This is a genomic window from Pseudogemmobacter blasticus (genome assembly GCF_003071405.1).
Classification (GTDB): Bacteria; Pseudomonadota; Alphaproteobacteria; order Rhodobacterales; family Rhodobacteraceae; genus Pseudogemmobacter; species Pseudogemmobacter blasticus.
This window is the reverse complement of sequence record NZ_CP020470.1, coordinates 1,095,539-1,116,806: the sequence shown is the minus strand read 5'-3', so window position 1 is coordinate 1,116,806 and position 21,268 is coordinate 1,095,539. Positions and strand designations below refer to the sequence as shown.

Annotated in this window: 20 protein-coding genes; 13 read left to right on the top strand and 7 right to left on the bottom strand. The window is 67.7% G+C overall.

Features of this window, described 5'->3' with window-relative positions:
* Positions 1–85: 85 nt before the first annotated feature.
* Together B6K69_RS05415 and B6K69_RS05410 are read right to left on the bottom strand one after the other, a co-directional pair.
* On the bottom strand, positions 86–2,035 hold the full coding sequence (locus tag B6K69_RS05415; protein WP_108643067.1) for a Hint domain-containing protein: 1,950 nt from the start codon (positions 2,033–2,035) through the stop codon (positions 86–88).
* A gap of 313 nt (positions 2,036–2,348) precedes the next feature.
* The gene (locus B6K69_RS05410) at positions 2,349–3,134 is read right to left on the bottom strand and encodes a hypothetical protein (protein WP_108643066.1); all 786 of its coding nucleotides are present in this window, start codon (positions 3,132–3,134) and stop codon (positions 2,349–2,351) included.
* Between the two features lie 319 nt (positions 3,135–3,453).
* On the opposite strand from B6K69_RS05410, the gene B6K69_RS05405 reads away from it, so the two are divergent.
* Both B6K69_RS05405 and B6K69_RS05400 read left to right on the top strand, forming a co-directional pair.
* Complete coding sequence (locus tag B6K69_RS05405) at positions 3,454–3,747, top strand: DUF2934 domain-containing protein (RefSeq protein WP_108643065.1); 294 nt, start codon at positions 3,454–3,456, stop codon at positions 3,745–3,747.
* Positions 3,748–3,878: 131 nt separating this feature from the next.
* Entirely contained in the window at positions 3,879–6,179 is a 2,301-nt protein-coding gene (locus tag B6K69_RS05400) for a Tex family protein (protein WP_108643064.1), read from the top strand.
* A 49-nt stretch (positions 6,180–6,228) separates the two neighbouring features.
* Here the strand turns inward: B6K69_RS05400 and tldD are convergent, their stop codons facing one another.
* On the bottom strand, positions 6,229–7,653 hold the full coding sequence (gene tldD, locus B6K69_RS05395) for a metalloprotease TldD (protein WP_108643063.1): 1,425 nt from the start codon (positions 7,651–7,653) through the stop codon (positions 6,229–6,231).
* Between the two features lie 355 nt (positions 7,654–8,008).
* Here tldD and coxB point away from each other — a divergent pair, with 355 nt between their 5' ends.
* From coxB to B6K69_RS05340, 11 genes are all read left to right on the top strand, one after another.
* Complete coding sequence (gene coxB, locus B6K69_RS05390) at positions 8,009–8,923, top strand: cytochrome c oxidase subunit II (RefSeq protein ID WP_108643062.1); 915 nt, start codon at positions 8,009–8,011, stop codon at positions 8,921–8,923.
* A gap of 62 nt (positions 8,924–8,985) precedes the next feature.
* Positions 8,986–9,927 carry a heme o synthase gene (gene cyoE, locus B6K69_RS05385; protein ID WP_108643061.1) on the top strand — a complete coding sequence of 314 codons (942 nt, stop codon included), beginning with the start codon at positions 8,986–8,988 and terminating at the stop codon, positions 9,925–9,927.
* A gap of 1 nt (position 9,928) precedes the next feature.
* The gene (locus B6K69_RS05380; RefSeq protein WP_107673371.1) at positions 9,929–10,165 is read left to right on the top strand and encodes a hypothetical protein; all 237 of its coding nucleotides are present in this window, start codon (positions 9,929–9,931) and stop codon (positions 10,163–10,165) included.
* Positions 10,166–10,227: 62 nt separating this feature from the next.
* Positions 10,228–10,761 (top strand): cytochrome c oxidase assembly protein, encoded by a 534-nt coding sequence (locus tag B6K69_RS05375; RefSeq protein WP_236939024.1) that lies wholly within the window; start codon positions 10,228–10,230, stop codon positions 10,759–10,761.
* Between the two features lie 39 nt (positions 10,762–10,800).
* Positions 10,801–11,640 (top strand): cytochrome c oxidase subunit 3, encoded by an 840-nt coding sequence (locus tag B6K69_RS05370; protein ID WP_107673373.1) that lies wholly within the window; start codon positions 10,801–10,803, stop codon positions 11,638–11,640.
* A gap of 63 nt (positions 11,641–11,703) precedes the next feature.
* Complete coding sequence (locus B6K69_RS05365; protein WP_164681994.1) at positions 11,704–12,372, top strand: SURF1 family protein; 669 nt, start codon at positions 11,704–11,706, stop codon at positions 12,370–12,372.
* A 12-nt stretch (positions 12,373–12,384) separates the two neighbouring features.
* The gene (thrC, locus tag B6K69_RS05360) at positions 12,385–13,773 is read left to right on the top strand and encodes a threonine synthase (protein ID WP_108643058.1); all 1,389 of its coding nucleotides are present in this window, start codon (positions 12,385–12,387) and stop codon (positions 13,771–13,773) included.
* Positions 13,770–15,029, top strand: a complete 1,260-nt coding sequence (locus B6K69_RS05355) for a M16 family metallopeptidase (RefSeq protein ID WP_108643057.1) — start codon at positions 13,770–13,772, stop codon at positions 15,027–15,029. Before thrC ends, B6K69_RS05355 begins: the two co-directional genes overlap by 4 nt.
* The gene (locus tag B6K69_RS05350) at positions 15,029–15,619 is read left to right on the top strand and encodes a GNAT family N-acetyltransferase (RefSeq protein WP_108643056.1); all 591 of its coding nucleotides are present in this window, start codon (positions 15,029–15,031) and stop codon (positions 15,617–15,619) included. Before B6K69_RS05355 ends, B6K69_RS05350 begins: the two co-directional genes overlap by 1 nt.
* A gap of 78 nt (positions 15,620–15,697) precedes the next feature.
* Positions 15,698–16,501, top strand: coding sequence for an MBL fold metallo-hydrolase (locus B6K69_RS05345; protein ID WP_108644789.1), 804 nt, complete (start codon positions 15,698–15,700; stop codon positions 16,499–16,501).
* Positions 16,502–16,544: 43 nt separating this feature from the next.
* The gene (locus B6K69_RS05340) at positions 16,545–17,957 is read left to right on the top strand and encodes an FAD-binding oxidoreductase (protein WP_108643055.1); all 1,413 of its coding nucleotides are present in this window, start codon (positions 16,545–16,547) and stop codon (positions 17,955–17,957) included.
* A 121-nt stretch (positions 17,958–18,078) separates the two neighbouring features.
* Here the strand turns inward: B6K69_RS05340 and B6K69_RS05335 are convergent, their stop codons facing one another.
* From B6K69_RS05335 to B6K69_RS05320, 4 genes are all read right to left on the bottom strand, one after another.
* On the bottom strand, positions 18,079–18,618 hold the full coding sequence (locus B6K69_RS05335) for an adenine phosphoribosyltransferase (RefSeq protein ID WP_107673379.1): 540 nt from the start codon (positions 18,616–18,618) through the stop codon (positions 18,079–18,081).
* Between the two features lie 16 nt (positions 18,619–18,634).
* On the bottom strand, positions 18,635–19,501 hold the full coding sequence (locus B6K69_RS05330) for an S-methyl-5'-thioadenosine phosphorylase (protein WP_108643054.1): 867 nt from the start codon (positions 19,499–19,501) through the stop codon (positions 18,635–18,637).
* 130 nt (positions 19,502–19,631) lie between these two features.
* On the bottom strand, positions 19,632–20,045 hold the full coding sequence (locus B6K69_RS05325; RefSeq protein WP_107673381.1) for a hypothetical protein: 414 nt from the start codon (positions 20,043–20,045) through the stop codon (positions 19,632–19,634).
* A gap of 8 nt (positions 20,046–20,053) precedes the next feature.
* Positions 20,054–21,256 (bottom strand): pyridoxal phosphate-dependent aminotransferase, encoded by a 1,203-nt coding sequence (locus B6K69_RS05320; RefSeq protein WP_108643053.1) that lies wholly within the window; start codon positions 21,254–21,256, stop codon positions 20,054–20,056.
* Positions 21,257–21,268: the final 12 nt, after the last annotated feature.

Sequence of the window (21,268 nt, the reverse complement as noted above, 5' to 3'; positions counted from 1 at the left end):
TGCCGGCGCCAGGCCCCCGTCATCGCGGCGGGGGCTTGGTGCCGCAATGACGGCACAAGGTTCAGGCTGGCCCGCGCCCCCCGAATTACGAGATCGGCTCCAGCCCGTTTCTGGCGATGCGCTCCGCAAAGTTCCGCGCCCGGCGCCCCGGCACCAATTGCCGGGCCGGCACGGCCAGCGCGCCATGATCCAGATCGGCAAGCTCCGGGAAGATCTCCAGGATTTCACGTCGCATCTCGTCCGACAGCGATGCCAGCGCCTCGGGCCCCGTGTACAGGCTTTCGGTCGGCGCGCCGTTCGACAGGACAACCTGATGCTCGTCCAGCAGGAAATGCCAGTATTCAACGTCGCTGCTGTCATTGACAACCTCGATGCCCGCCAGTCCCGTAAGCTGCTTGGCGGCCACCAGAACCTCTCTCTCGCCGAACATGCGTTCCGTGACCGCCGACGACACCAGAACCCGGTGTTGCGGCGACACGAAAAGATCTGCCGTCGGCATCCCGCTGCCCAGGGCGCCAGCCCGGATGCGGATCGGCCGAAGATGCGGCTTGCGGGCCAGTTCGGTCGCGGCAATGCGGGTGCATCCGATCCAGCGCAGCGGCTGGAAGCCGTTGTCGCGGGTCAGCACCCGCGCGCCCTGCCGCAGATCCTCGACCGCCACCTCGCCCTGGTCGGTGATGATCAGGGTGCCGCGCGCAAAGCAGGTGACGCCGGTATGTTCGGTGTCCATCGCGCCCGTGCCGGTGACCGTCACATGCACCGTGGGGCCACCCTGCTGGGCGATCCAGTCCAGCGTGCCGTTGTTGGCCCAGTCATGCTGCATGGCGGCCAGCGCGGTGGTAAAGCTCGTGCCGTATTGCGCGTTGTAGGCGGCCAGGTTCCCGGCATTGTACCAGGCGCTCAAATCGACAAAGTCGTTGTCGAGGCTGGTGCCGTTCGCGCCGGCGGTTTCCCCCGCACCCAGGTCGGTGATCGTGATCACGTCGCCCGCCGTGCCCGAGATGATGAACCTGTCATCCCCCGTGCCCCCGGTCAGTGTGTCGCTGCCCCCGCCGCCGCCATTCAGCACATCATGGCCGGCGCCGCCATCCAGCATGTCGCTGCCAAGCCCGCCGGAAAGACTGTCATTGCCAAGCCCGCCGAACAGAAGATCGTTGTCCGCGCCCCCATCAAGCGAATCATTGCCGGCATCACCGTTGAGCGTGTCCTCCCCCAGGCCGCCCTCGATCAGATCCTCGTCAGCGCCGCCATAGAGCAGGTCTTTTCCCTCGCCGCCGTAGACCTTGTCCGCGCCGGCGCCGGCCCTGATCACATCGTCGCCGTCCTCGCCGTAAAGGGTGTCGTTGTAGGAAAGCGCGCCGATGCCCAGGAAGGTTTCGGACATGGCGATGGTGTCATTGCCAATACCGCCGAACACAAGTTGGCTGACCTGAACGGTGGCGTCGGCTGACCTGCCGCCGATGTAATCGTTCCCCTCGCCGCCGTAGATCGAGGTGACCCCTCCAGTGAACGGCTGGTTGATGGCCCCAAGGACACTATAGATCGTGTCATCGCCAGAGCCGCCGTAAGCCAGATCGTTGGCGCGATTGTCCAAGGCAAAAAAATCAAGGATGTCATTGCCTTCGTCGCCATAGAGCGTGTCTTGCCCGCCGGCCCCCGCATAGACGATATCGTCGCCCGTGCCGCCGTAGATCAGATCGTTGCCGGTTCCGGCGCTAAAGTTCGGCGTGGGCCCGGTCAGGTTGTCGCCGTGGATCACGTCGTTTCCGGCGCCGCCATAAAGCGTGTCGTTTCCGGCTGGCGCACTTGCAGTGCTGTCGTCGCCGCGGATCAGATCGTCGTTGTCACCGCCGTCAACGATGTCGTTCCCGATGCCGCCGAAAAGCGAGTCCGCCCCTTCGTCACCGGCCAGCGAGTCGTTCCCCGCAACGCCGTTGATCAGGTCATTGCCCCCGCCACCCGAGAACTGGTCATCGCCAGAGCCGCCGATCAGAACATCGTTGCTCGGGCCGCCAATATACACCGTCACACTCATTACCTTTCGTACCAGCCAACAATGGCAAACTCTTCGAACACTGACCGGCTTGCTTACAGAAAGATTATTTCCAGACACAAGCCCCCTTCGGCGCCTAATTGCCGAGCCGGTCACCTGGACCGGGGTGCCTGTAACAATCGGCAAACCGGCGCTGGCCCCGCGCGAACCGGGGCTGCCGATGAAAGGCACCTTCGGGCGGGTTTGCACGCCTGCAAGATCGCCGGCGATGGAGCAGATCGCCCCCGCCGCCCGAAGGAACGGGGGGCTTGCGCGGGTTCGCCCCAAGCCGGCGCCTGCGGCCTGTCCGCCCGGTTCAGAGGGTGTCGCTGAAGCGTCCCCAGACCGTCATCGCGCCGCGATGGCCGACCATCTGGGTCGTGTCCATCCAGATCTCGCCGTCCAGCCGTTCCTGCCAGCGCATCGCCAGCGAGATGTCTTCCGAATACAGCGTCTGATCGTCCCGGATATGCGAGAAGAAGTCATGCACCGGCACCCCGGCGGGGGCCAGCCCGTTCCGCTCCATTCCCGGCAGGCGCGGCGCCTCGCCGGCGGCGATCAGCCCTTCCAGAACCAGCCGGTGCAGGCACAGCATCCCGGCCGGCATGGCCGCCACCCTGACGAACCCGTCGCGCAGCTCGGGGTCAAGTGGCTTGCCGTCCCGGCGTCTGAAATAGTCGGCATGAACCGCCGCGCGGCTCTGCACGGTCTGGAAATCGGCCTCCGCCGGGCTGGCCGCAAAGGCGGCGCGCAGCCGGTCGCCGTCATACCGCCGCAACGGATAGGCGCAGCCGGTGAAGGGCGCGTCGAACCGCAGCAGCCGCAGAATGGCCTGCGGCGCGAACACCATGTCGGAATCCAGCATCACCATATGGGTGAAGGTCCGGTCCGCAACAAAGCGCGAGGCCAGGATGTTGCGCGACATCACGATGTCCGAGAAGGAAAAATCCAGAACCGCGAAGGGAATGGCCGCGCGCGTGAAGGCCTGGGTCAGCCCGATGATCGACTGCAGTGTCGGCGTCTGCACCTGCCCCATCGTCGGCAGGGCAAGGCAGACCCGGGGTGCCAGCCGGTCCGGGTCGTGGCGGGGGATTTCCGTCATCGCGGCTTGCGCGGCGCTGGCCGCGGGGCATCATGGCGCAGGGACCGGACCATATTCGGGACATTCCTCCTGCCAGGCTGCCGATGGGTAACCTATGGGCAGAAGCCGGACGCGGATCAAGGGGTTTGGCCCGGGGCGGTGCCAGATGCGGGCCGGCGCAGCGGCGGCTTTTCCTGCCCGGAAAACGGGCAGGCGCGGGACAGATCGCCACAGCCGCCCGAATGAACGGGGGCCTTGCGTGGATTCGGCGTATGCTGGCGGGGCCGGGGCCGGTTCTGGCCGCCCCCGGCCACCCGCAACTTAGCGAAGGAGGGTCAGGGTGTCAGAGGTGAACGAAACGGTGATCCGCGCCCGCGCCTATGCGATCTGGCTGCGCGAGGGCTGCCCCGAAGATGCAGCCGACCGGCACTGGTATCAGGCCGTGCACGAACTGATGGCCGAAACCGGCGTCGATCCGGCGGCCGATCTCGCGCCGGAACCGCCGGAAAAGCCCAAGGCCAAGGCGCGCAAGCCCGCCGTGGAAAAGGCCGAAGCGTCCCAAGAAACGCCCCCGAAAGCGCCCGCAAGACCCAGGGCGCCCCGCACCCGCAAGGCGCCGACGCCCGAAAGCTGACCCCGCCCGCCGGGGCGGCCGGGCAGGGGGGCGGCCCCCCGTCGGCGGTCGGCGACCGATGCGCGTCCTTACGCCCTTGCCGGGGCGGGCTGGGTGGCTATGGTCTGCCCCCCGCGTTACGGAGGATTCGCATGTCGCTTGCCCGCATCCCGCAGATCATCGCCGCCGAAATCGGCGCGACGCCCGCCCAGGTGGGCGCGGCGGTTGACCTTCTGGATGGCGGGGCCACGGTGCCCTTCGTCGCCCGCTACCGCAAGGAAGCCACGGGCGGGCTGGACGATACCCAGTTGCGCAAGCTGGAAGAACGGCTGGGCTACCTGCGCGAGCTTGAGACGCGCCGCGCGGCGATTGCCGACTCGATCAGCGGGCAGGGCAAGATGACCGATGCGCTGGCGCTGTCCATCGCCCGCGCCGAAACCAAGGCCGAACTGGAAGACATCTATCTTCCCTACAAGCCCAAGCGCCGCACCAAGGCGATGATCGCGCGCGAGGCCGGGTTGCAGGCGCTGGTCGAGGCCATTCTGGCCGACCGTTCGGCCGATCCGGCGGCGCTGGCGGCGGGGTTCCTGTCCGAAGGCTTTGCCGATGCCAAGGCCGCGCTGGAAGGCGCGCGCGACATCGTGGCCGAAGGGCTGGCCGAAGATGCCGCCCTTCTGGGCCGGCTGCGCGATCACATGCGCAAGGTGGGCCGGCTGTCGGCCAGGGTGGTCGAGGGCAAGGAAGCCGCCGGCGCCAAGTTCAGCGATTACTTCGCCCATTCCGAACCCTTCGCCACGGCGCCCAGCCACCGGGTTCTGGCCATGCTGCGCGGCCGGAACGAGGAAATCCTGTCGCTGGATCTTGAGGTCGATCCCGAAGCCCCGCGCGGCGAAAGCCCGGCGGAACGGGCCTGCGGCGCGGCGCTTGGCGCAGGCGGCCCCGGCGCGGGCGACCGCTGGCTGCGCGAGGCCGCCGCCTGGGCCTGGCGCGTCAAGCTGCGCACCAGCCTGACGCTGGACCTGATGTCCGATCTGCGCGAGGCCGCCGAGGCCGAGGCGATCCGCGTCTTTGCCCGCAACCTGAAAGACCTGCTGCTGGCCGCGCCCGCGGGCGGCAAGGCCACCATGGGGCTGGACCCCGGCATCCGCACCGGCGTCAAGGTGGCGGTGGTGGATGCCACCGGCAAGGTCGTGGCGACCGAGACCGTCTATCCGTTCCAGCCGAAGAACGATCTGCGCGGCGCGCAGGTGGCCATCGCGCGGCTGATCGGCCAGCATGGCGTGAAGCTGATCGCCATCGGCAACGGCACCGCCAGCCGCGAGACGGAAAAGATGGTGGCCGACCTGCTGGCCGTGCTGCCCGCCGGCGCGGAAAAGCCGGTCAAGGTGGTGGTCAGCGAAGCCGGGGCATCGGTCTATTCCGCCTCGGAAATGGCGGCGCGGGAATTCCCCGATCTGGACGTTTCGCTGCGCGGCGCGGTCTCCATCGCCCGCCGCCTGCAAGACCCGCTGGCCGAACTGGTGAAGATCGAGCCGAAGTCCATCGGCGTGGGCCAGTATCAGCATGACGTGGACCAGCACCGTCTGGCGAAATCGCTGGATGCGGTGGTGGAAGACGCGGTGAACGCCGTGGGCGTTGACCTGAACACCGCCTCCGCCCCGCTTCTGGCCCGCGTCTCGGGCGTGGGGCCGGGGCTGGCCGAGGCCATCGTCGCGCATCGCGATGCGAACGGCCCCTTCGCCAGCCGCCGCGACCTGCTCAAGGTGGCGCGGCTTGGGCCCAAGGCCTTTGAACAGGCGGCGGGCTTCCTGCGGATCACCGGCGGCAAGGAGCCGCTGGATGCCAGCTCGGTCCACCCCGAAGCCTATGACGTGGCGCGCAAGATCGTGGCCGCCTGCGGCCGCGACATCCGCGCCCTGATGGGCGACGGCGCCGCGCTCAAGAAGCTGGACCCGCGCGCCTTTGTCGATGACCGCTTCGGTCTGCCCACGGTCCGGGACATCCTGTCGGAACTGGAAAAGCCCGGCCGCGACCCGCGCCCCAGCTTCAAGACCGCCACCTTCACCGATGGCGTGAACGAGATTTCCGACCTGCGCCCCGGTATGCTGCTGGAAGGCACCGTGACCAACGTGGCGGCCTTCGGCGCCTTCGTCGACATCGGGGTGCATCAGGACGGTCTGGTCCATGTCAGCCAGTTGGCCGACCGTTTCGTGAAAGACCCGCATGAGGTGGTGAAGGCCGGCGATGTGGTGCAGGTGCGCGTGGTCGAGGTGGACGCCCCCCGCAAGCGCATCGGCCTGACCATGCGCAAGGATGGTGGCGGCACGCCCGCGCCGTCACGCGAGGATCGCGCCAAGGCCCCGCCGCCCAAGGCCCGGATGGAGGCCGCCCCGAAATCGCAAGGCAGCGGCAATGCCTTTGCCGAGGCGTTGAAGGGCAAGTTCAGCCGCTGACGCAGCGGCGGCCCCGGGGGCGCTGCCTCCCGGGGTGGGGAAGCCCGGCTCAGGCCGCCTTCTGGCCGCCCACGGTCAGCCCGCCGATCAGCAGCGTCGGCTGGCCCACGCCCACCGGCACCCATTGCCCGGCCTTGCCGCAATTGCCGATGCCGGGGTCCAGCTTCATGTCGTTGCCGATGGCGCGGATGCGTTGCAGCGCGGTGGCGCCGTCGCCGATCAGCGTGGCGCCCTTCAGCGCCTCGCCCACCTTGCCGTTGCGCACGCGATAGGCCTCGGTGCAACTGAACACGAACTTGCCGCTGGTGATGTCCACCTGGCCGCCGCCGAAGCCCACGGCCCAGATGCCGTCCTTCAGCTCTGCCACGATGCCGGCCGGGTCATCCGTGCCGCCCAGCATGTAGGTATTGGTCATCCGCGGCATCGGGATATGGGCATAGCTTTCGCGCCGCCCGTTGCCGGTGGGGGCAACGCCCATCAGCCGGGCGTTCTGCCGGTCCTGCATGTAGCCCGTCAGGATGCCGTCCTCGATCAGCACGTTGCGGCCCGAAGGCGTGCCCTCGTCGTCAATGGTGATGCTGCCCCGGCGGTCGGGGATCGTGCCGTCATCCAGCACGGTGACGCCGGGCGCGGCGATGCGCTGCCCCATCAGCCCCGCAAAGGCCGAGGTGCCCTTGCGGTTGAAGTCGCCCTCCAGCCCGTGGCCAATGGCTTCATGCAGCAGGATGCCGGGCCAGCCGGGGCCAAGCACCACATCCAGCACGCCCGCAGGCGCCGGTTCGGCCGACAGGTTGACGCGGGCGATCCGCAGCGCCTCGTCCACCATGGGTTTCCAGCGCGCGGGGTCCAGCAGGGCCGCCAGACCATGCCGCCCGCCGCTGCCGCAACTGCCGGATTCGCGGCGCCCCGACTCTTCCAGAATCACCGAGACATTGATTCGTGCCATCGGCCTTGTATCGGCCAGCCGCGTGCCCTCGGGGCGCAGGATCTCGACCTCCTGCAAACTGGCCGCCAGCGAGGCGCTGACCTGCACCACCCGCCGGTCGGCGGCGCGGGCATAGGCGTCAATCTCTTTCAGGATGTCCAGCTTGCCGGCAAAGGGCGCGTCGGCCATCGGGTCGGCCTCGCCGTAAAGCCGGCGGTTGGTGCCGGGGGGCGGCGGGGCCAGGGTGCCGCCGCCATCGCCCACCGCCAGCCGCGCGGTTTCCGCCGCGCGCCGCAACGCGCTTTCGCTGATCTCGGTGGAATGGGCATATCCGGCCACCTCGCCCTTCACCGCGCGCAGGCCGAAGCCTTCGGCGGCGTCATAGCTGGCGGTGCGGATGCGCCCGTCGTCCAGCACCAGAGTCTCGCCCCGGCGGCGTTCCAGGAACAACTCGCCATCCTCGGCCCCGGCCGTCGCGGCGCGCAGGGTGGCAAGGGCCGCGGATTCGTCGAGACGGGTCTCGAACGGGCGGAAGGGGGCGTCGGTCATCGGGCAGGGGCCTTTCGCATCTGCGGCATCCGCCGAAGGTAGGGCCGCGCAGCCCCTGCCGCAAGCGGGGGTGAAATCATGCTTTGGATATACATCAAATTGCGCTAGACTGCCCGGACAGGACGCGCCCCGATCCCTGGCCCCAATCCCGGCCGGCCCGCAAAACGCGGCGGCGCTGCCGTGGGGCAGTCCTTTTGTCCTTGATCCATGTCAAATGATGCGTCTGCGGCGATGGTTTTTCTTGTCCCGCCGCCGCCGATGTGATTTGAAAAGGCCATAAGCACCGGATTTCACGGCCTTGGCCGGGGTTTCGGAACAAGCGGCAGCAAGCCGCGCGTCAGAACGGGAAGAAGACATGCGCGTGAAGTCGTTCTTGCAGCGATCGGCCCTGATTTGCCTCGCTGCCCTGTCGCCGGCGGCCCTTTCGGCCCAGGCGCTTGAAATCGTGGGCCAGCCGGTCGATGGAAAGGTGGGCTTCCAGCCCGCCTCGTCGTCCATCGCGGTCGAACAGCAGTGGCTGGATGGCATGGTCCTGTGGATCATCACCGCCATCACCATCTTCGTGACCGCGCTGCTGCTGATCGTGATCCTGCGCTACAACAGCCGGGCCAACCCCACGCCGCGCCGGTTCACCCACAACAGCCCGCTGGAAGTGGCCTGGACCGTGATCCCGATCATCATTCTGGTCTTCATCGGCTTCTTCTCGCTGCCCGCGCTGTTCAACCAGCAGGAATTCCCCAAGGGCGACGTGGTGATCAAGGTCACCGGCAACCAGTGGTACTGGAGCTATGAATACCCGAACGAAGGCATCGAATCCTACGACAGCTACATGATCGGCGGTCTGAACCTGGGCGGCGACGCCCGCCTGACCCCCGCGGTCGAGGCCGAGCTGCAGAAGGCCGGCTACACCCGCGACCAGTTCCTGCTGGCGACCGATACCGCCGTGGTGGTGCCCGTCGGCAAGACCGTGGTGATGCACATCACCGCAAGCGACGTGATCCACTCCTGGAAGATCCCGGCCTTCGGCGTGATGCAGGATGCGGTGCCGGGCCGGATTGCCCAGCTCTGGTTCAAGCCCGACCGTGAAGGCATCTTCTTCGGCCAGTGCAGCGAACTGTGCGGCAAGGACCACGCCTATATGCCGATCACCGTCAAGGTCGTGTCCGAGGCCGCCTATGCCGCCTGGGTCGAACAGGCCAAGGCCGGCAACGTGGTGCTGGCCGCCACGCCGGCCCCGGCGGCGCCGGTTCAGGTCGCCACCAACGACTGATCGGGAACACACGCGCCCCGGCCCGGAGGAGGGCCGGTTCCGGCGCGCGAGGAGAGGGACGGATGACCGACATCGGGGCATTTCAGGCCGAGACCGCGCCGCAGGAGGCGGGGTTCGGCGATTATGTGCAACTGCTGAAGCCGCGGGTCATGTCGCTGGTGGTGTTCACCGCGCTGGTGGGCCTGCTGGTGGCCCCCGTGTCGCTGCACCCGGTCGAGGCTTTCGCCGCCATCCTGTTCATCGCGCTGGGCGCGGGCGCTTCGGGTGCGCTGAACATGTGGTGGGATGCCGATATTGACGCCGTGATGCGCCGCACCCGCAACCGCCCCGTGCCCGCCGGCCGGGTTCAGGGCGGCGAGGCGCTGGCCGTGGGGCTGGCGCTCTCGGGCATCAGCGTCGTCATGCTGGGGCTGGCGACCAACCTTGTCGCGGCGGGCCTGCTGGCCTTCACCATCTTCTTCTATGCCGTGGTCTATTCGGTCTGGCTGAAACGCTCGACCCCGCAGAACATCGTCATCGGCGGCGCCGCCGGGGCCTTCCCGCCCATGATCGGCTGGGTCGCCGCCACCGGCAGCCTCTCGGTCGAAGCCTGCCTGATGTTCGCGCTGATCTTCATGTGGACGCCACCGCATTTCTGGGCGCTGGCGCTGTTCATGAAGGAAGATTACCACAATGCCGGCGTGCCGATGCTGACGGTGACGCATGGCCGCAAATCCACCCGCCGCCATATCCTGGCCTATACCGTGCTGCTGGCGCCGGTGTCGGTCTGGGCCGCGCTCACCTCGATCGGCGGGCCGCTGACGCTGGCGGTGGCGCTGGGGCTGAACGGCTGGTTCCTGATCGGCGCGGCGCGGATCTGGCGGCGCGACGAAACGCAGGCCGAGGCCGACAAATACGCCGTCGAAAAGGCGTTCTTCCGCTTCTCGCTGCTGTATCTGTTCCTGCACTTCGGCGCCTTCCTGGCCGAAGCCGCCCTGAAACCCTACGGCCTGGGAGGCTGGTAAGATGGCGCTGAACCCCACGCATGAACTGCACGGCCGCCGCTTCAGCCGCAACCTTGGCGTGGCGCTGTGTCTGGCCTTCTTCGTGGCGCTGGTCTTTGCCCTGACCGTGGTCAAGGTGAAGCGCGGCGATCCGATGCAGGGCTATGACCACACGGTTCGTCCCGAAATGGTGCCCGGCACCGGCCGCGCCGCCGATCCGGTGACGGGTGGCCCCACGGATGGGGCAACGGGCGGATGAAACGCGGGCTCTTCTCCACCCCCGGTCGTCAGGCCGCGGCGCTGGCCGGGGGCGTGTTCACCATGGCCTTCGTGACCGTGGTGGTGATTCCCCCGTTCTATGACTGGTTCTGCAAGGTCACCGGCTATGGCGGCACCACCTCGGTCGCCGCGACAGCGCCCGATCATGTGCTGGACCGCGTGATCACCGTCCGCTTCGATGCCTCGCTCGAAGCCGGAATGCCGTGGGAGTTCCGCCCCGTCGCGCCGGAAATGGACATCCGCGTCGGTGAAACCGGGCTGGCCTTCTACGAAGCCTACAACCCGACCGACAAGCCGGTCGCGGGGCAGGCCAGCTACAACGTCTCGCCCGACATGCTGGGCGGCTATTTCACCAAGATCGCCTGCTTCTGCTTCGAATTGCAGGTGCTGCAACCCGGCGAGCGCGTCGAGATGCCGGTCAGCTTCTTCATCGACCCGGCGATGGCCGACGATCCGAACACCGCCCGGGTCGAGGCGATCACGCTGAGCTACACCTTCCACACCGCGCCCCTGCCGCAATCGCAGGCGACGCTGGATGCGGACGATCCGGCCACCCCGGCCGCCGCCGCCAACTGACGACCATAAGATATAAGAAACGAGGGAACCGCTTCCGCCATGGCCCACGCTAAGAACCACGATTACCACGTCCTGCCACCCTCGATCTGGCCGTTCCTTGGCGCGCTCGGGGCCTTCATCATGCTCTTCGGCGCGGTGCTGATGATCTCGCCGCGCGTCTCGGCCGACAGTGCGCTCAGCCAGCCCTGGCTGTTCCTGATCGGCCTTGTCATGGTGCTGTACGTCATGTTCGCCTGGTGGACAGACGTGGTGAAGGAAGGGCAGGGCATCGACCACACGCCGGTGGTCCGCATCGGCCTGCGCTATGGCTTCATCATGTTCATCATGTCCGAAGTCATGTTCTTCGCGGCCTGGTTCTGGACCTTCTTCAAGCACCGCATGTATCCGATGGGGCCGGAAAGCCCCTGGGTCGATGGTGTCTGGCCGCCGCTGGTCAACGGCGTGCCGGTCGAAACCTTCGATCCCTGGCACCTGCCGCTGATCAACACGCTGGTTCTGCTGCTGTCGGGCTGTGCCGTCACCTGGGCGCACCATGCCCTGGTGCATGAGAACAACCGCAAGGACATGATCACCGGCCTGGCGATCGCCGTGGTTCTGGGCGTCTGCTTCACCTTCCTGCAGGCCTATGAATACAGCCACGCCGCCTTCGGCTTCCGTGACAACATCTATGGCGCCGCCTTCTTCATGGCGACCGGCTTCCATGGCGCCCATGTGATCATCGGCACCATCTTCCTGGCCGTCTGCCTGTTCCGCGCGATGAAGGGGCATTTCACCCCCGAACGCCATGTGGGCTTTGAAGCCGCGGCGTGGTACTGGCACTTCGTTGACGTGGTCTGGCTGTTCCTGTTCGCCGCCGTCTACGTCTGGGGCCGGGCCTGAGCCATCACCTTCTGACCGAAGGCGCGCGCGGGCCACTGGCCCGCGCGTTTCATTTCGGGGGGCATCGTGCGGCAAATCCTGTTCTTCCTGATCGTCGGCGTCGCCGGGGTCGCGGTCCTGTTGTCGCTGGGCGTCTGGCAATTGCGCCGGCTGGAATGGAAAGAGGCGATCATCGCCGAAGCCGCCACCATGATCGCCGCCGATCCGGTGCCACTGCCCGCCGCCCCCGACCCGGCCACCGACCGCTACCGCCCGGTGCAGACCAGCGGCCGCTTCACCGGGGAAGAGACCTTCGTCCTTGCCTCGACCCGCGAACAGGGGCCGGGCTTCCACGTCATCGCCGCCTTTGAAACCGCCGATGGCCGCCGCATCCTGATCGACCGCGGCTTCATTCCCGAAGCCGACCGCAGCCAGCCCCGCCCGCCCCATGCGGCCAGCATCACGGGCAACCTGAACTGGCCCGACGACATGACCGCCTCGACCCCGCCGCATGACGCCGCCCGCGACATCTGGTTCGGCCGCGATCTGCCCGGCATCGCCGCCGCCCTGCGGACCGACCCGGTGCTGGTCATCGCCCGCAGCGATACCGGCGATGGCGTGATGCCCGTCCCCGCCTCGGCCGCCTTCCGCAACGATCATCTGCAATACGCGCTGACATGGTTCGGCCTTGCGGTTGTCTGGGCAGTGATGACAGTTGCGTTTCTGTGGCGTATCAGAACGCGGACGGCGTAAGGGGCGGACAGAATGCGATACATCTCGACCCGTGGGCAGGCACCTGCCTTGGGCTTCGGCGAAGCGATGATGACGGGGCTTGCGCGGGACGGCGGTCTGTACCTGCCCGAAACCGTGCCGCAACTGACGGCGGATCAGATCGCCGCCATGGCCGGGCTGCCCTATGAGGAAATCGCCTTCCGCGTGATGCGCCCGTTTCTGGGCGGCTTCTTCGGAGATGACGAATTCAGGCGCCTGATCGCGGCCGCCTACAAGGGGTTCCACCACGCGGCCCGCGCGCCCATGGTGCAGCTTGGCGAAAACCACTTCCTGCTGGAACTGTTCCACGGCCCGACCCTGGCGTTCAAGGATTTCGCCATGCAGCTCATCGGGCAGATGATGCAGGCGGCGCTGGCGCGCACGGGCGAACGGATCACCATCGTCGGCGCCACCAGCGGCGATACCGGATCGGCCGCGATCGAGGCGTTCCGCGGCCTGAAGAACGTGGATGTGTTCATCCTCTTCCCGCATGGCCGCGTCAGCGATGTGCAGCGCCGCCAGATGACCACCCCGTCAGAATCGAATGTTCATGCGCTGGCCATCGAAGGCGATTTCGACGATGCGCAGGCCCGGCTGAAGGACATGTTCAACGACTTCGCCTTCCGCGACCGGGTGCGTCTGGCGGGGGTGAACAGCATCAACTGGGCGCGCGTTCTGGCGCAGGTGGTCTATTACTTCTCCTCGGCCACGGCGCTGGGGGCCCCGCACCGCAAGGTCAGCTTCACCGTGCCCACCGGCAATTTCGGTGACATCTTCGCCGGCCATATCGCGAAACAGATGGGCCTGCCCATCGACCGGCTGGTGATCGCCACCAACCAGAACGACATCCTGCACCGCGCCATGACGACCGGCGACTACCGCACCGATGGCGTCCGCCCCTCGATCAGCCCCTCGATGGACATCCAGGTGTCGTCCAACTTCGAACGCGCGCTGTTCCTGGCGCTGGGGGGCGACGGCGCGGCGGTGACCCGGCTGATGGACGGGCTGAAACAGTCGGGCGGCTTCACCATTCCCGCGCCCGCACTTGCGGCGCTGCAATCGGTCTTTGCCTCGGGGCGCTGTTCGGAAGACGAAACCCGCGCCACCATCGCGGCCACGCTGGCCGCCACCGGCGAACTTCTCTGCCCCCATTCCGCCGTGGGCGTGAAGGTGGCGCAGGAACACCTCGGCGCCAGCCCGATGATCACGCTGGCCACCGCCCATCCGGCCAAGTTCCCCGATGCCGTGCAGGCCGCCACCGGCCTGCGCCCCGGCCTGCCGCCGCATATGGCCACCCTGTTCGACCGGCCCGAACGGCAGACCGTCGTGCCGAATGACCTGACCGCGCTTGAAACCCTGATCCTTGAAAGGGCCGGGCTGTGACCGTCCAGTTGCACACGCTTTCCAACGGGCTTCGCATCGTCACCGAGGACATGCCGCGCCTCAAGTCGGCCTCCATCGGCCTTTGGGTCGGGGCAGGGGGGCGCCATGAAGGCCCCGGCGAAAACGGCATCGCGCATTTTCTGGAACACATGGCCTTCAAGGGCACCGAACGGCGCAGCGCGCTGCAGATCGCCGAAGAGATCGAGGATGTTGGCGGCTACATCAACGCCTATACCTCGCGCGAGATGACCGCCTATTACGCGCGCTGCCTCTCGGCCGATGTGGCTCGCGCGCTGGACGTGATCAGCGACATCGTGCTGAACCCGCTGTTCAACCCCGCCGACATCGAGACCGAGCGCCATGTGATCCTGCAGGAAATCGGTCAGGCCGCCGATACGCCCGATGACATCATCTTCGACTGGCTGCACGAAACCAGCTATCCCGGCCAGACCTTCGGCCGCACCATCCTTGGCCCGGAAGACCGGGTCTCCGCCTTTCAGGCCGCCGATTTCCGCAGCTTCGTCGGCCGCCACTACGGCCCCGACCGGATGATCCTGTCGGCGGCGGGCGGCATCGACCATGCCGCCATCGTGGCCCAGGCCGAGGCGATCTTCGGCCATCTCAGGCCGGTGGGCCGCAGCGCGGTGGACGGGGCCCGCTTCCACAGTGGCGAACGGCGCGAGATCAAGGATCTGGAACAGGCCCATTTCGCCCTGAACCTGGAAGCCCCGGGCTATCGCGATCCGCTGGTCTATACCGCGCAGGTCTGGTCCATGGCGATGGGCGGCGGCATGTCCAGCCGGCTTTTCCAGAAGATCCGCGAAGAAAAGGGCCTGTGCTACACGATCTATGCCCAAAGCGCGGCCTATGACGACACCGGCCATGTCACCATCTATGCCGGCACCAGCGGCGACGAGATCGGCGATCTGGCCGACCTGACCGTCGCCGAACTGAAACGCGCCGCCGATGACATGACCGAGGCCGAGGTGAACCGCGCCAAGGCGCAGATCCGTGCGGGGATGCTGATGGGGCTGGAAAGCCCGTCCAGCCGCGCCGAACGCAACGCGCGCCTCCTGTCGATCTGGGGCCGTGTCCCCGATCTTGACGAAGCCGTTGCCCGCATCGACGCGGTCAGCCTGCCCGGCGTGCGCGACTGGGGCGCCCAGGTGCTGCGCGCCGGGGCCGCGCTGGCGGTCTATGGCCCCGTCGATCAGGCCCCCGGCGTTGATGCAATCAAGGAGGCGCTGTCGGCGTGATGCTGGGCCTTCGGCGGCGGGTCAGGATCGAGACCGAGCGCATGACGCTCCGCCTGCCCACACATGCCGACTGGCCCGGCTGGAGCGGGTTGCGCGACGCCAGCGCCGCCTTCCTCACCCCGTGGGAGCCGGTCTGGAGCCCCGACCACCTGTCGCGCCGGTCCTTCACCAACCGGGTCTATTGGGCGCAGCGCGCCGAAACCCAGGGCACGGCCTTGCCGCTGATGCTGATCCGGCGCGACGATCAGGCGCTGCTGGGCGCCATCACGCTGGACAACATCCGTCGCGGCCCCGCCCAGGCCGGCACGCTGGGCTACTGGATCGGCCAGCCCTATGCCCGCCACGGCTACATGCGCGAGGCGATCCTGGCCGTCGTCCACCACGCCTTCACCCGGCTGGACCTCAGCCGGATCGAGGCCGCCTGCCTGCCGGAAAACGCCGCCTCGCGCGGGGTGCTGGAAAAGACCGGCTTCAAGTATGAGGGCGTCGCGCAAAGCTATCTTCAGATCGCCGGACGCTGGCGCAACCATGTGCTTTACGCCTGCCTGCGCGCCGACCGTCGCGGCCGCACCGATGTAGGCCCGGCCTGAAACGGCCAAGATCGCGCAGGCGTGATGGCGATCCTGCGAAAGGCAGGGCATCCTCTTCGGGTTGAACCGGAGGCCGCCATGATCCGCCCGCTTCTGCCGTTTTTCCTGTTCCTCGCCGCCCCGGTCTGGGCGCAGGACCGTCTGCCCTCGCATTGCATCGCGCTGGCGCAAGGCGCGGAAACCGTGCAGCACGCCGATTTCGCCCCGGTCGAACGCGATCACGTCCTGATCCGCTATCTGGACCACGCCAGTTTCCTGATCCTGGCCGAGGATGGCACCGCCGCCGTGACCGATTACACCGGCTATATCGGCACCATCGACGCCGTGCCCGATGTGGTGACGATGAACAACGCCCATTCCACCCATTGGACCGCCAGCCCAGACCCGCGCATCCCGCATGTGCTGCGCGGCTGGCCGGACGCCGGCCGCCCGGCCGACCACCAGCTGGATCTGGGCGCAATGCTGGTGCGCAACGTCACCACCGATACCCGTGGTCCCTTTGGCGAAGGTGCCCGCGCCGACGGCAACTCGATCTTCGTGTTCGAAGCGGCGGGCCTTTGCATCGGCCATCTTGGCCACCTGCACCAGATCCCGTCCGAAGAGCAATATGCCAGCCTTGGCCGGATGGACATCGTGATGGTGCCGGTTGACGGCGGCTATACCCTGCGGCTTGAGGATATGGTTTCCGTCACCCGCCGGCTCAAGGCGCGGGTGGTGATCCCGATGCACTGGTTTTCCGGCGCCTCTCTGACCGAATTCCTGCGCGCGATGGAGGGCGATTTCGATGTGGTCGACACTGGCCTCAGCGAAATGACCTTCGCCCGCGCCGACCTGCCGGCGCGGCCCGCCGTGCTGGTCCTCACCCCGCGCTGGCTGGACTGAGCGGCCCGCAGGCGCTAGCACCGGGGGGCAAAGAGGTGATCCCATGCTGAACCCCTGCGATGCGGCCTTCGTCGCCGATCTGGCCGCGCGCCTGCCCGAAGGCACGCTGCGCCCGCCCGAACCGCGCGATCTGACCGAACCGCGCGGCCGCTGGCCGGGGCGCGCGGGCGTGGTGGCCCGGCCGGCCGGCACCGATCAGGTGGCGCAGATCGTCCGCGCCTGCGCGGCGGCGCGGGTGGGCATCGTGCCGCGCGGCGGCGGCACCGGGCTGGTCGGCGGTCAGGTCATGCCCGAAGGCCCCCTGCCGCTGATCCTGTCGCTGGACCGGATGACCGGCCTGCGCGGCCTCTGGCCCGAAGAGAACGTGATCGCGGTCGAGGCCGGCCTGACCCTGGCCGCCGTGCAGCAGGCCGCCGCCGATGCCGGGCGGCTGTTCCCGCTGTCGCTGGCCAGCGAAGGCACCGCCACCATCGGCGGCAATCTGGCCACCAACGCCGGCGGCACCGCCGTGCTGCGCTATGGCACCACGCGCGACCTGTGCCTTGGGGTCGAGGCGGTTCTGGCCGACGGCTCGGTCGTCCACGGCCTGAAACGGCTGCGCAAGGACAACACCGGCTATGACCTGCGCCACCTGCTGATCGGGTCCGAAGGCAGCCTCGGCATCCTCACCGCCGCCACGCTGCGGCTGTTCCCGCAGCCCGCCGCCTCGGTGGTGGCGCTGCTGGCGGTGCCGTCGCCCGCCGTGGCGCAACGCCTGCTGGCGCTGTGCGAGGCGCGCCTGTCAGGCCTTGTCACCGCCTTTGAACTGATCGCCAGGACCGGGTTCGATTTCCTGGCCGAAACCGGCTCCGGCCTGCGCGCGCCCTTCGATCCCGCGCCCGACTGGTGCGTCCTGCTGGAACTGGGCCTGCCCGCCGCGCTGGACCCCCAGGTCAGCATGGCCGCGCTGTATGACGAGGCCAGCGAAACAGGGCTGGTGCTGGATGGCGTCATCGCCACCTCGCAGGCGCAGGCCGCCGCACTCTGGGCGCTGCGCGAGGCGATCCCCGAAGCGAACCGCCGCATCGGTTCGATCTCGTCGCATGACATCTCGCTGCCGCTGGGCGCCATCCCCGGCTTCCTGGCCGAGGCGGGCGCCAGGATCGCCGCCCTCGGACCGCTGCGCCTCAACTGCTTCGGCCATCTGGGCGACGGCAACCTGCATTACAACGTGTTCCCTGCCAAGGGCCGCCGCCGCGAAGACGATGAGGCCCTTGCCGGCCCGGTCAAGCGTCTGGTGCATGATCTGGTGCAGGCGGCGGGCGGCAGCATTTCGGCCGAACACGGCATCGGCCGGTTCAAGGCCGCCGATCTGGAACGCTACGCCGACCCGGCGCGTCTGGCCGCGATGCGCGCGCTGAAGGCGGCGCTTGATCCGGCCGGAATCCTGAACCCCGGCGCCGTGCTGCGCGGCTGACCGGCCAACGGGCCTCCGGCGGGGGTATTTGGACCAGGAGGAAGGCCCTGCCGCTTCATCTCGGCCCAAATACCCCGGGGGTGCGGGGGCTTGCCCCCGCCCTTGCGCGGTCAGCCTGCGATCAAAGCCCCTCGAAGGCGCACAGCGCATGGACATCCATGCCCATCGCCTCAAGTTTCCTGCGGCCGCCCAGATCGGGCAGGTCCACCACGAAGGCGCAGCCAATGACCTGGGCGCCCAGCCGTTCGATCAGCTTGATCCCGGCCTCGGCGGTGCCGCCGGTGGCCAGCAGGTCATCGACCAGCAGCACCTTTTCGCCCGGCTGCATGGCATCGTCATGCACCTCGACCACCGCCTCGCCGTATTCCAGCGTATAGGCCTGCGAAATCGTCTGCCCCGGCAGCTTGCCCTTCTTGCGCACCGGCACAAAACCGGTGGACAACTGATGCGCCACCGCGCCGCCCAGGATGAAGCCGCGCGCTTCCAGCCCCACCACCTTGTCGATCCGCATCCCGGCATAGGGGGCCAGCAACTGGTCGACGCACATGCGGAAGCCGCGCGGATCGGCGAACAGCGTGGTCACGTCGCGGAACAGGATGCCCTCATGCGGGAAGTCCACGATGGTGCGGATATAGTCCTTGACGGTCTTGGTCGAATTCATGGGGGCTTTCCGGGGGTTACAGGACGCGGCCGGCGACGGCATCCAGCCGGGCCAGCAGTTCGGGGTCGCGCTTGTCGGGCGCGGTCATCAGCCCATGGGTCAGGGCGCGGTCGCAGCCATGCGGGCAGTCGGCCCGGTCGCGGCCCAGCAGGCCGGGCAGACGGGCCACGGTGGCGCGGGCCAGCGCGGCATTGGCCGTCAGCGTGGCGATCACCGCCGCCACATCCACCGCATCATGGTCGGGGTGCCAGCAGTCATAATCGGTCACCATGGCGATCGAGGCATAGCACAGCTCGGCCTCACGCGCGAGCTTGGCCTCGGGCATCCCGGTCATGCCGATCACATCGGCCCCCCATTGCCGGTAAAGCCGGCTTTCGGCCAGGGTCGAAAACTGCGGCCCCTCCATCGCCAGATAGGTTGCGCCTTCATGCACCCGCGCGCCCGCCGCGCGGGCCGCTTCGGCGGCGGCCTTGCCCAGACGCGGGCAGGTCGGATGGGCAAAGCCGACATGGGCCACGCAGCCGGTGCCGAAAAAACTTTTCTCGCGGGCGAAGGTGCGGTCGATGAACTGGTCCACCAGCACGAAATCGCCCGGCGCGAAATCCTCGCGCAGCGATCCCACCGCCGAGACGGCGACCACATCGGTGCAGCCCAGCCGTTTCAGCGCGTCGATATTGGCACGATAGGGCACCGTGGTCGGGCTGTGCACATGGCCCCGGCCATGGCGCGGCAGGAAGGCCATCGGAACGCCGTCCAGCCGGCCGATCAGCACCTCGTCCGAAGGCTTGCCCCAGGGCGTTTTCACCCGGGTCCAGCTTGCGCCCTCAAGCCCCTCGATCTGATAGACCCCGCTGCCGCCGATGATGCCGATCATGGTCTGCATGGGGGACTCCTCTCGTTTGCGGGCCGGGCGCGAGGATAGTCTGCCCGCCCGCGGCGCGAAAGGGGGCTGTCCCCCGGTGGGACATCTTGTCCTGCAAGCAAAATCAACGGCTTGCGTGATCCGGTTGCCACTATCTGCCGGCCGGGGCTTTCGTCAGCCGCTCGGCCTTCTTGCGCACCAGAACCGACCGCAGGTCGTGCATGGCCAGAAGCAGCGTCTCGGTCACCTCGTCAAGCTGCTCGGGCGTGGCCTTCGACTGTGCCCATTGCGCCGCCTCGTTCAGCCGGTCGCCGGTGCGCAGCACGTCATCGACCTCGCGCGCCTCGATAAGGATGCGCCGCTTTCCCAGCCAGTCCTGAATGGCGCGGATATCGGTGCCGTTCAGCTTCGTCTCGCCATGCGGCTTGACGTTGCCGTTCCTGACATTGACCATCGCGATCTCGATCAACTCGATCCGTCGCTGTCGGTTCTCGGTATCAACCTTGTAGACGGCGGCTCCATTGTCACGCAGGCGAAAGTAGTAGTCCGGCAGATCGTCCGCCATTCAGGCCCTCACACTAGCGAGGCGCAGAACCGCTGGATGCGGGTGCAAGCCTCGCGCAGAACGTCATCTGACGTAGCGTAGCTTACCCGGAAGTTGGGCGAAAGGCCGAAGGCTGCGCCAAAAACGACCGCCACCCCGGTCTCCTCCAGCAGCGCCGTGGCGAACACCTCGTCATTGGTGATGACGGTTCCGCCGGGCGTGGCCTTGCCGATGCAGCCGGCAATATCGGGATAGACATAGAAGGCGCCTTCGGGTTTCGGGCAGGTGATCCCCGGCGCCTCGTTCAGCATCGACACCACCAGATCGCGCCGCGCCTGGAACGCCGCGCGCCATCCGGCCAGGAATTCCTGCGGTCCGGTCAGCGCCTCAAGCGCGGCCCACTGGCTGATCGAACTTGGGTTCGAGGTCGATTGCGACTGGATCGTTCCCATCGCCTTGATCAGCGCCACCGGACCGGCGGCATAGCCGATGCGCCAGCCGGTCATGGCATAGGCCTTGCTGACGCCGTTGCAGGTCAGCGTGCGGTCGTAAAGGCCCGGCTCGATTTCCGCCGGGGTGCAGAAGCGGAAGTCGTCGAAGACAAGGTGTTCATACATGTCATCCGACATCACCCAGACCTGCGGGTGACGCATCAGCACATCGGTCAGCCCCTTCAGCTCGGCCCTGGTATAGCCGGCGCCGGTCGGGTTCGACGGGCTGTTGAAGATGAACCATTTGGTGCGCGGCGTGATCGCCGCCTCAAGCTGTTCGGGCGTGATCTTGAAGGCGTTTTCCAGCAGCCCCACCACCGGCACCGGCGTGCCGCCCGCCAGATGCACCATGTCGGGATAAGACACCCAATAGGGCGCGGGGATGATCACCTCGTCGCCCGGATTGCAGGTGGCCATCAGCGCATTGTACAGGATCTGCTTGCCGCCGGTTCCGACGCTGACCTGCGCCGGCGTATAGGTCAGCCCGTTCTCGCGCAGGAACTTGGAACAGATCGCCGCCTTCAGCTCGGGGATGCCGTCCACCGCCGTATAGCGGGTCTTGCCCGCGTCGATCGCGCGCTTGGCCGCATCGCGGATATGTTCGGGCGTGTCGAAATCCGGCTCGCCCGCGCCAAGGCCGATGACATCGCGCCCCTCGGCCTTGAGCTGCTGCGCCTTGGTGGTGACGGCAATCGTGGGCGAGGGTTTCACGCGCGCCAGCGTGTCGGACAGGAAGGGCATCGGCGTCTCCTT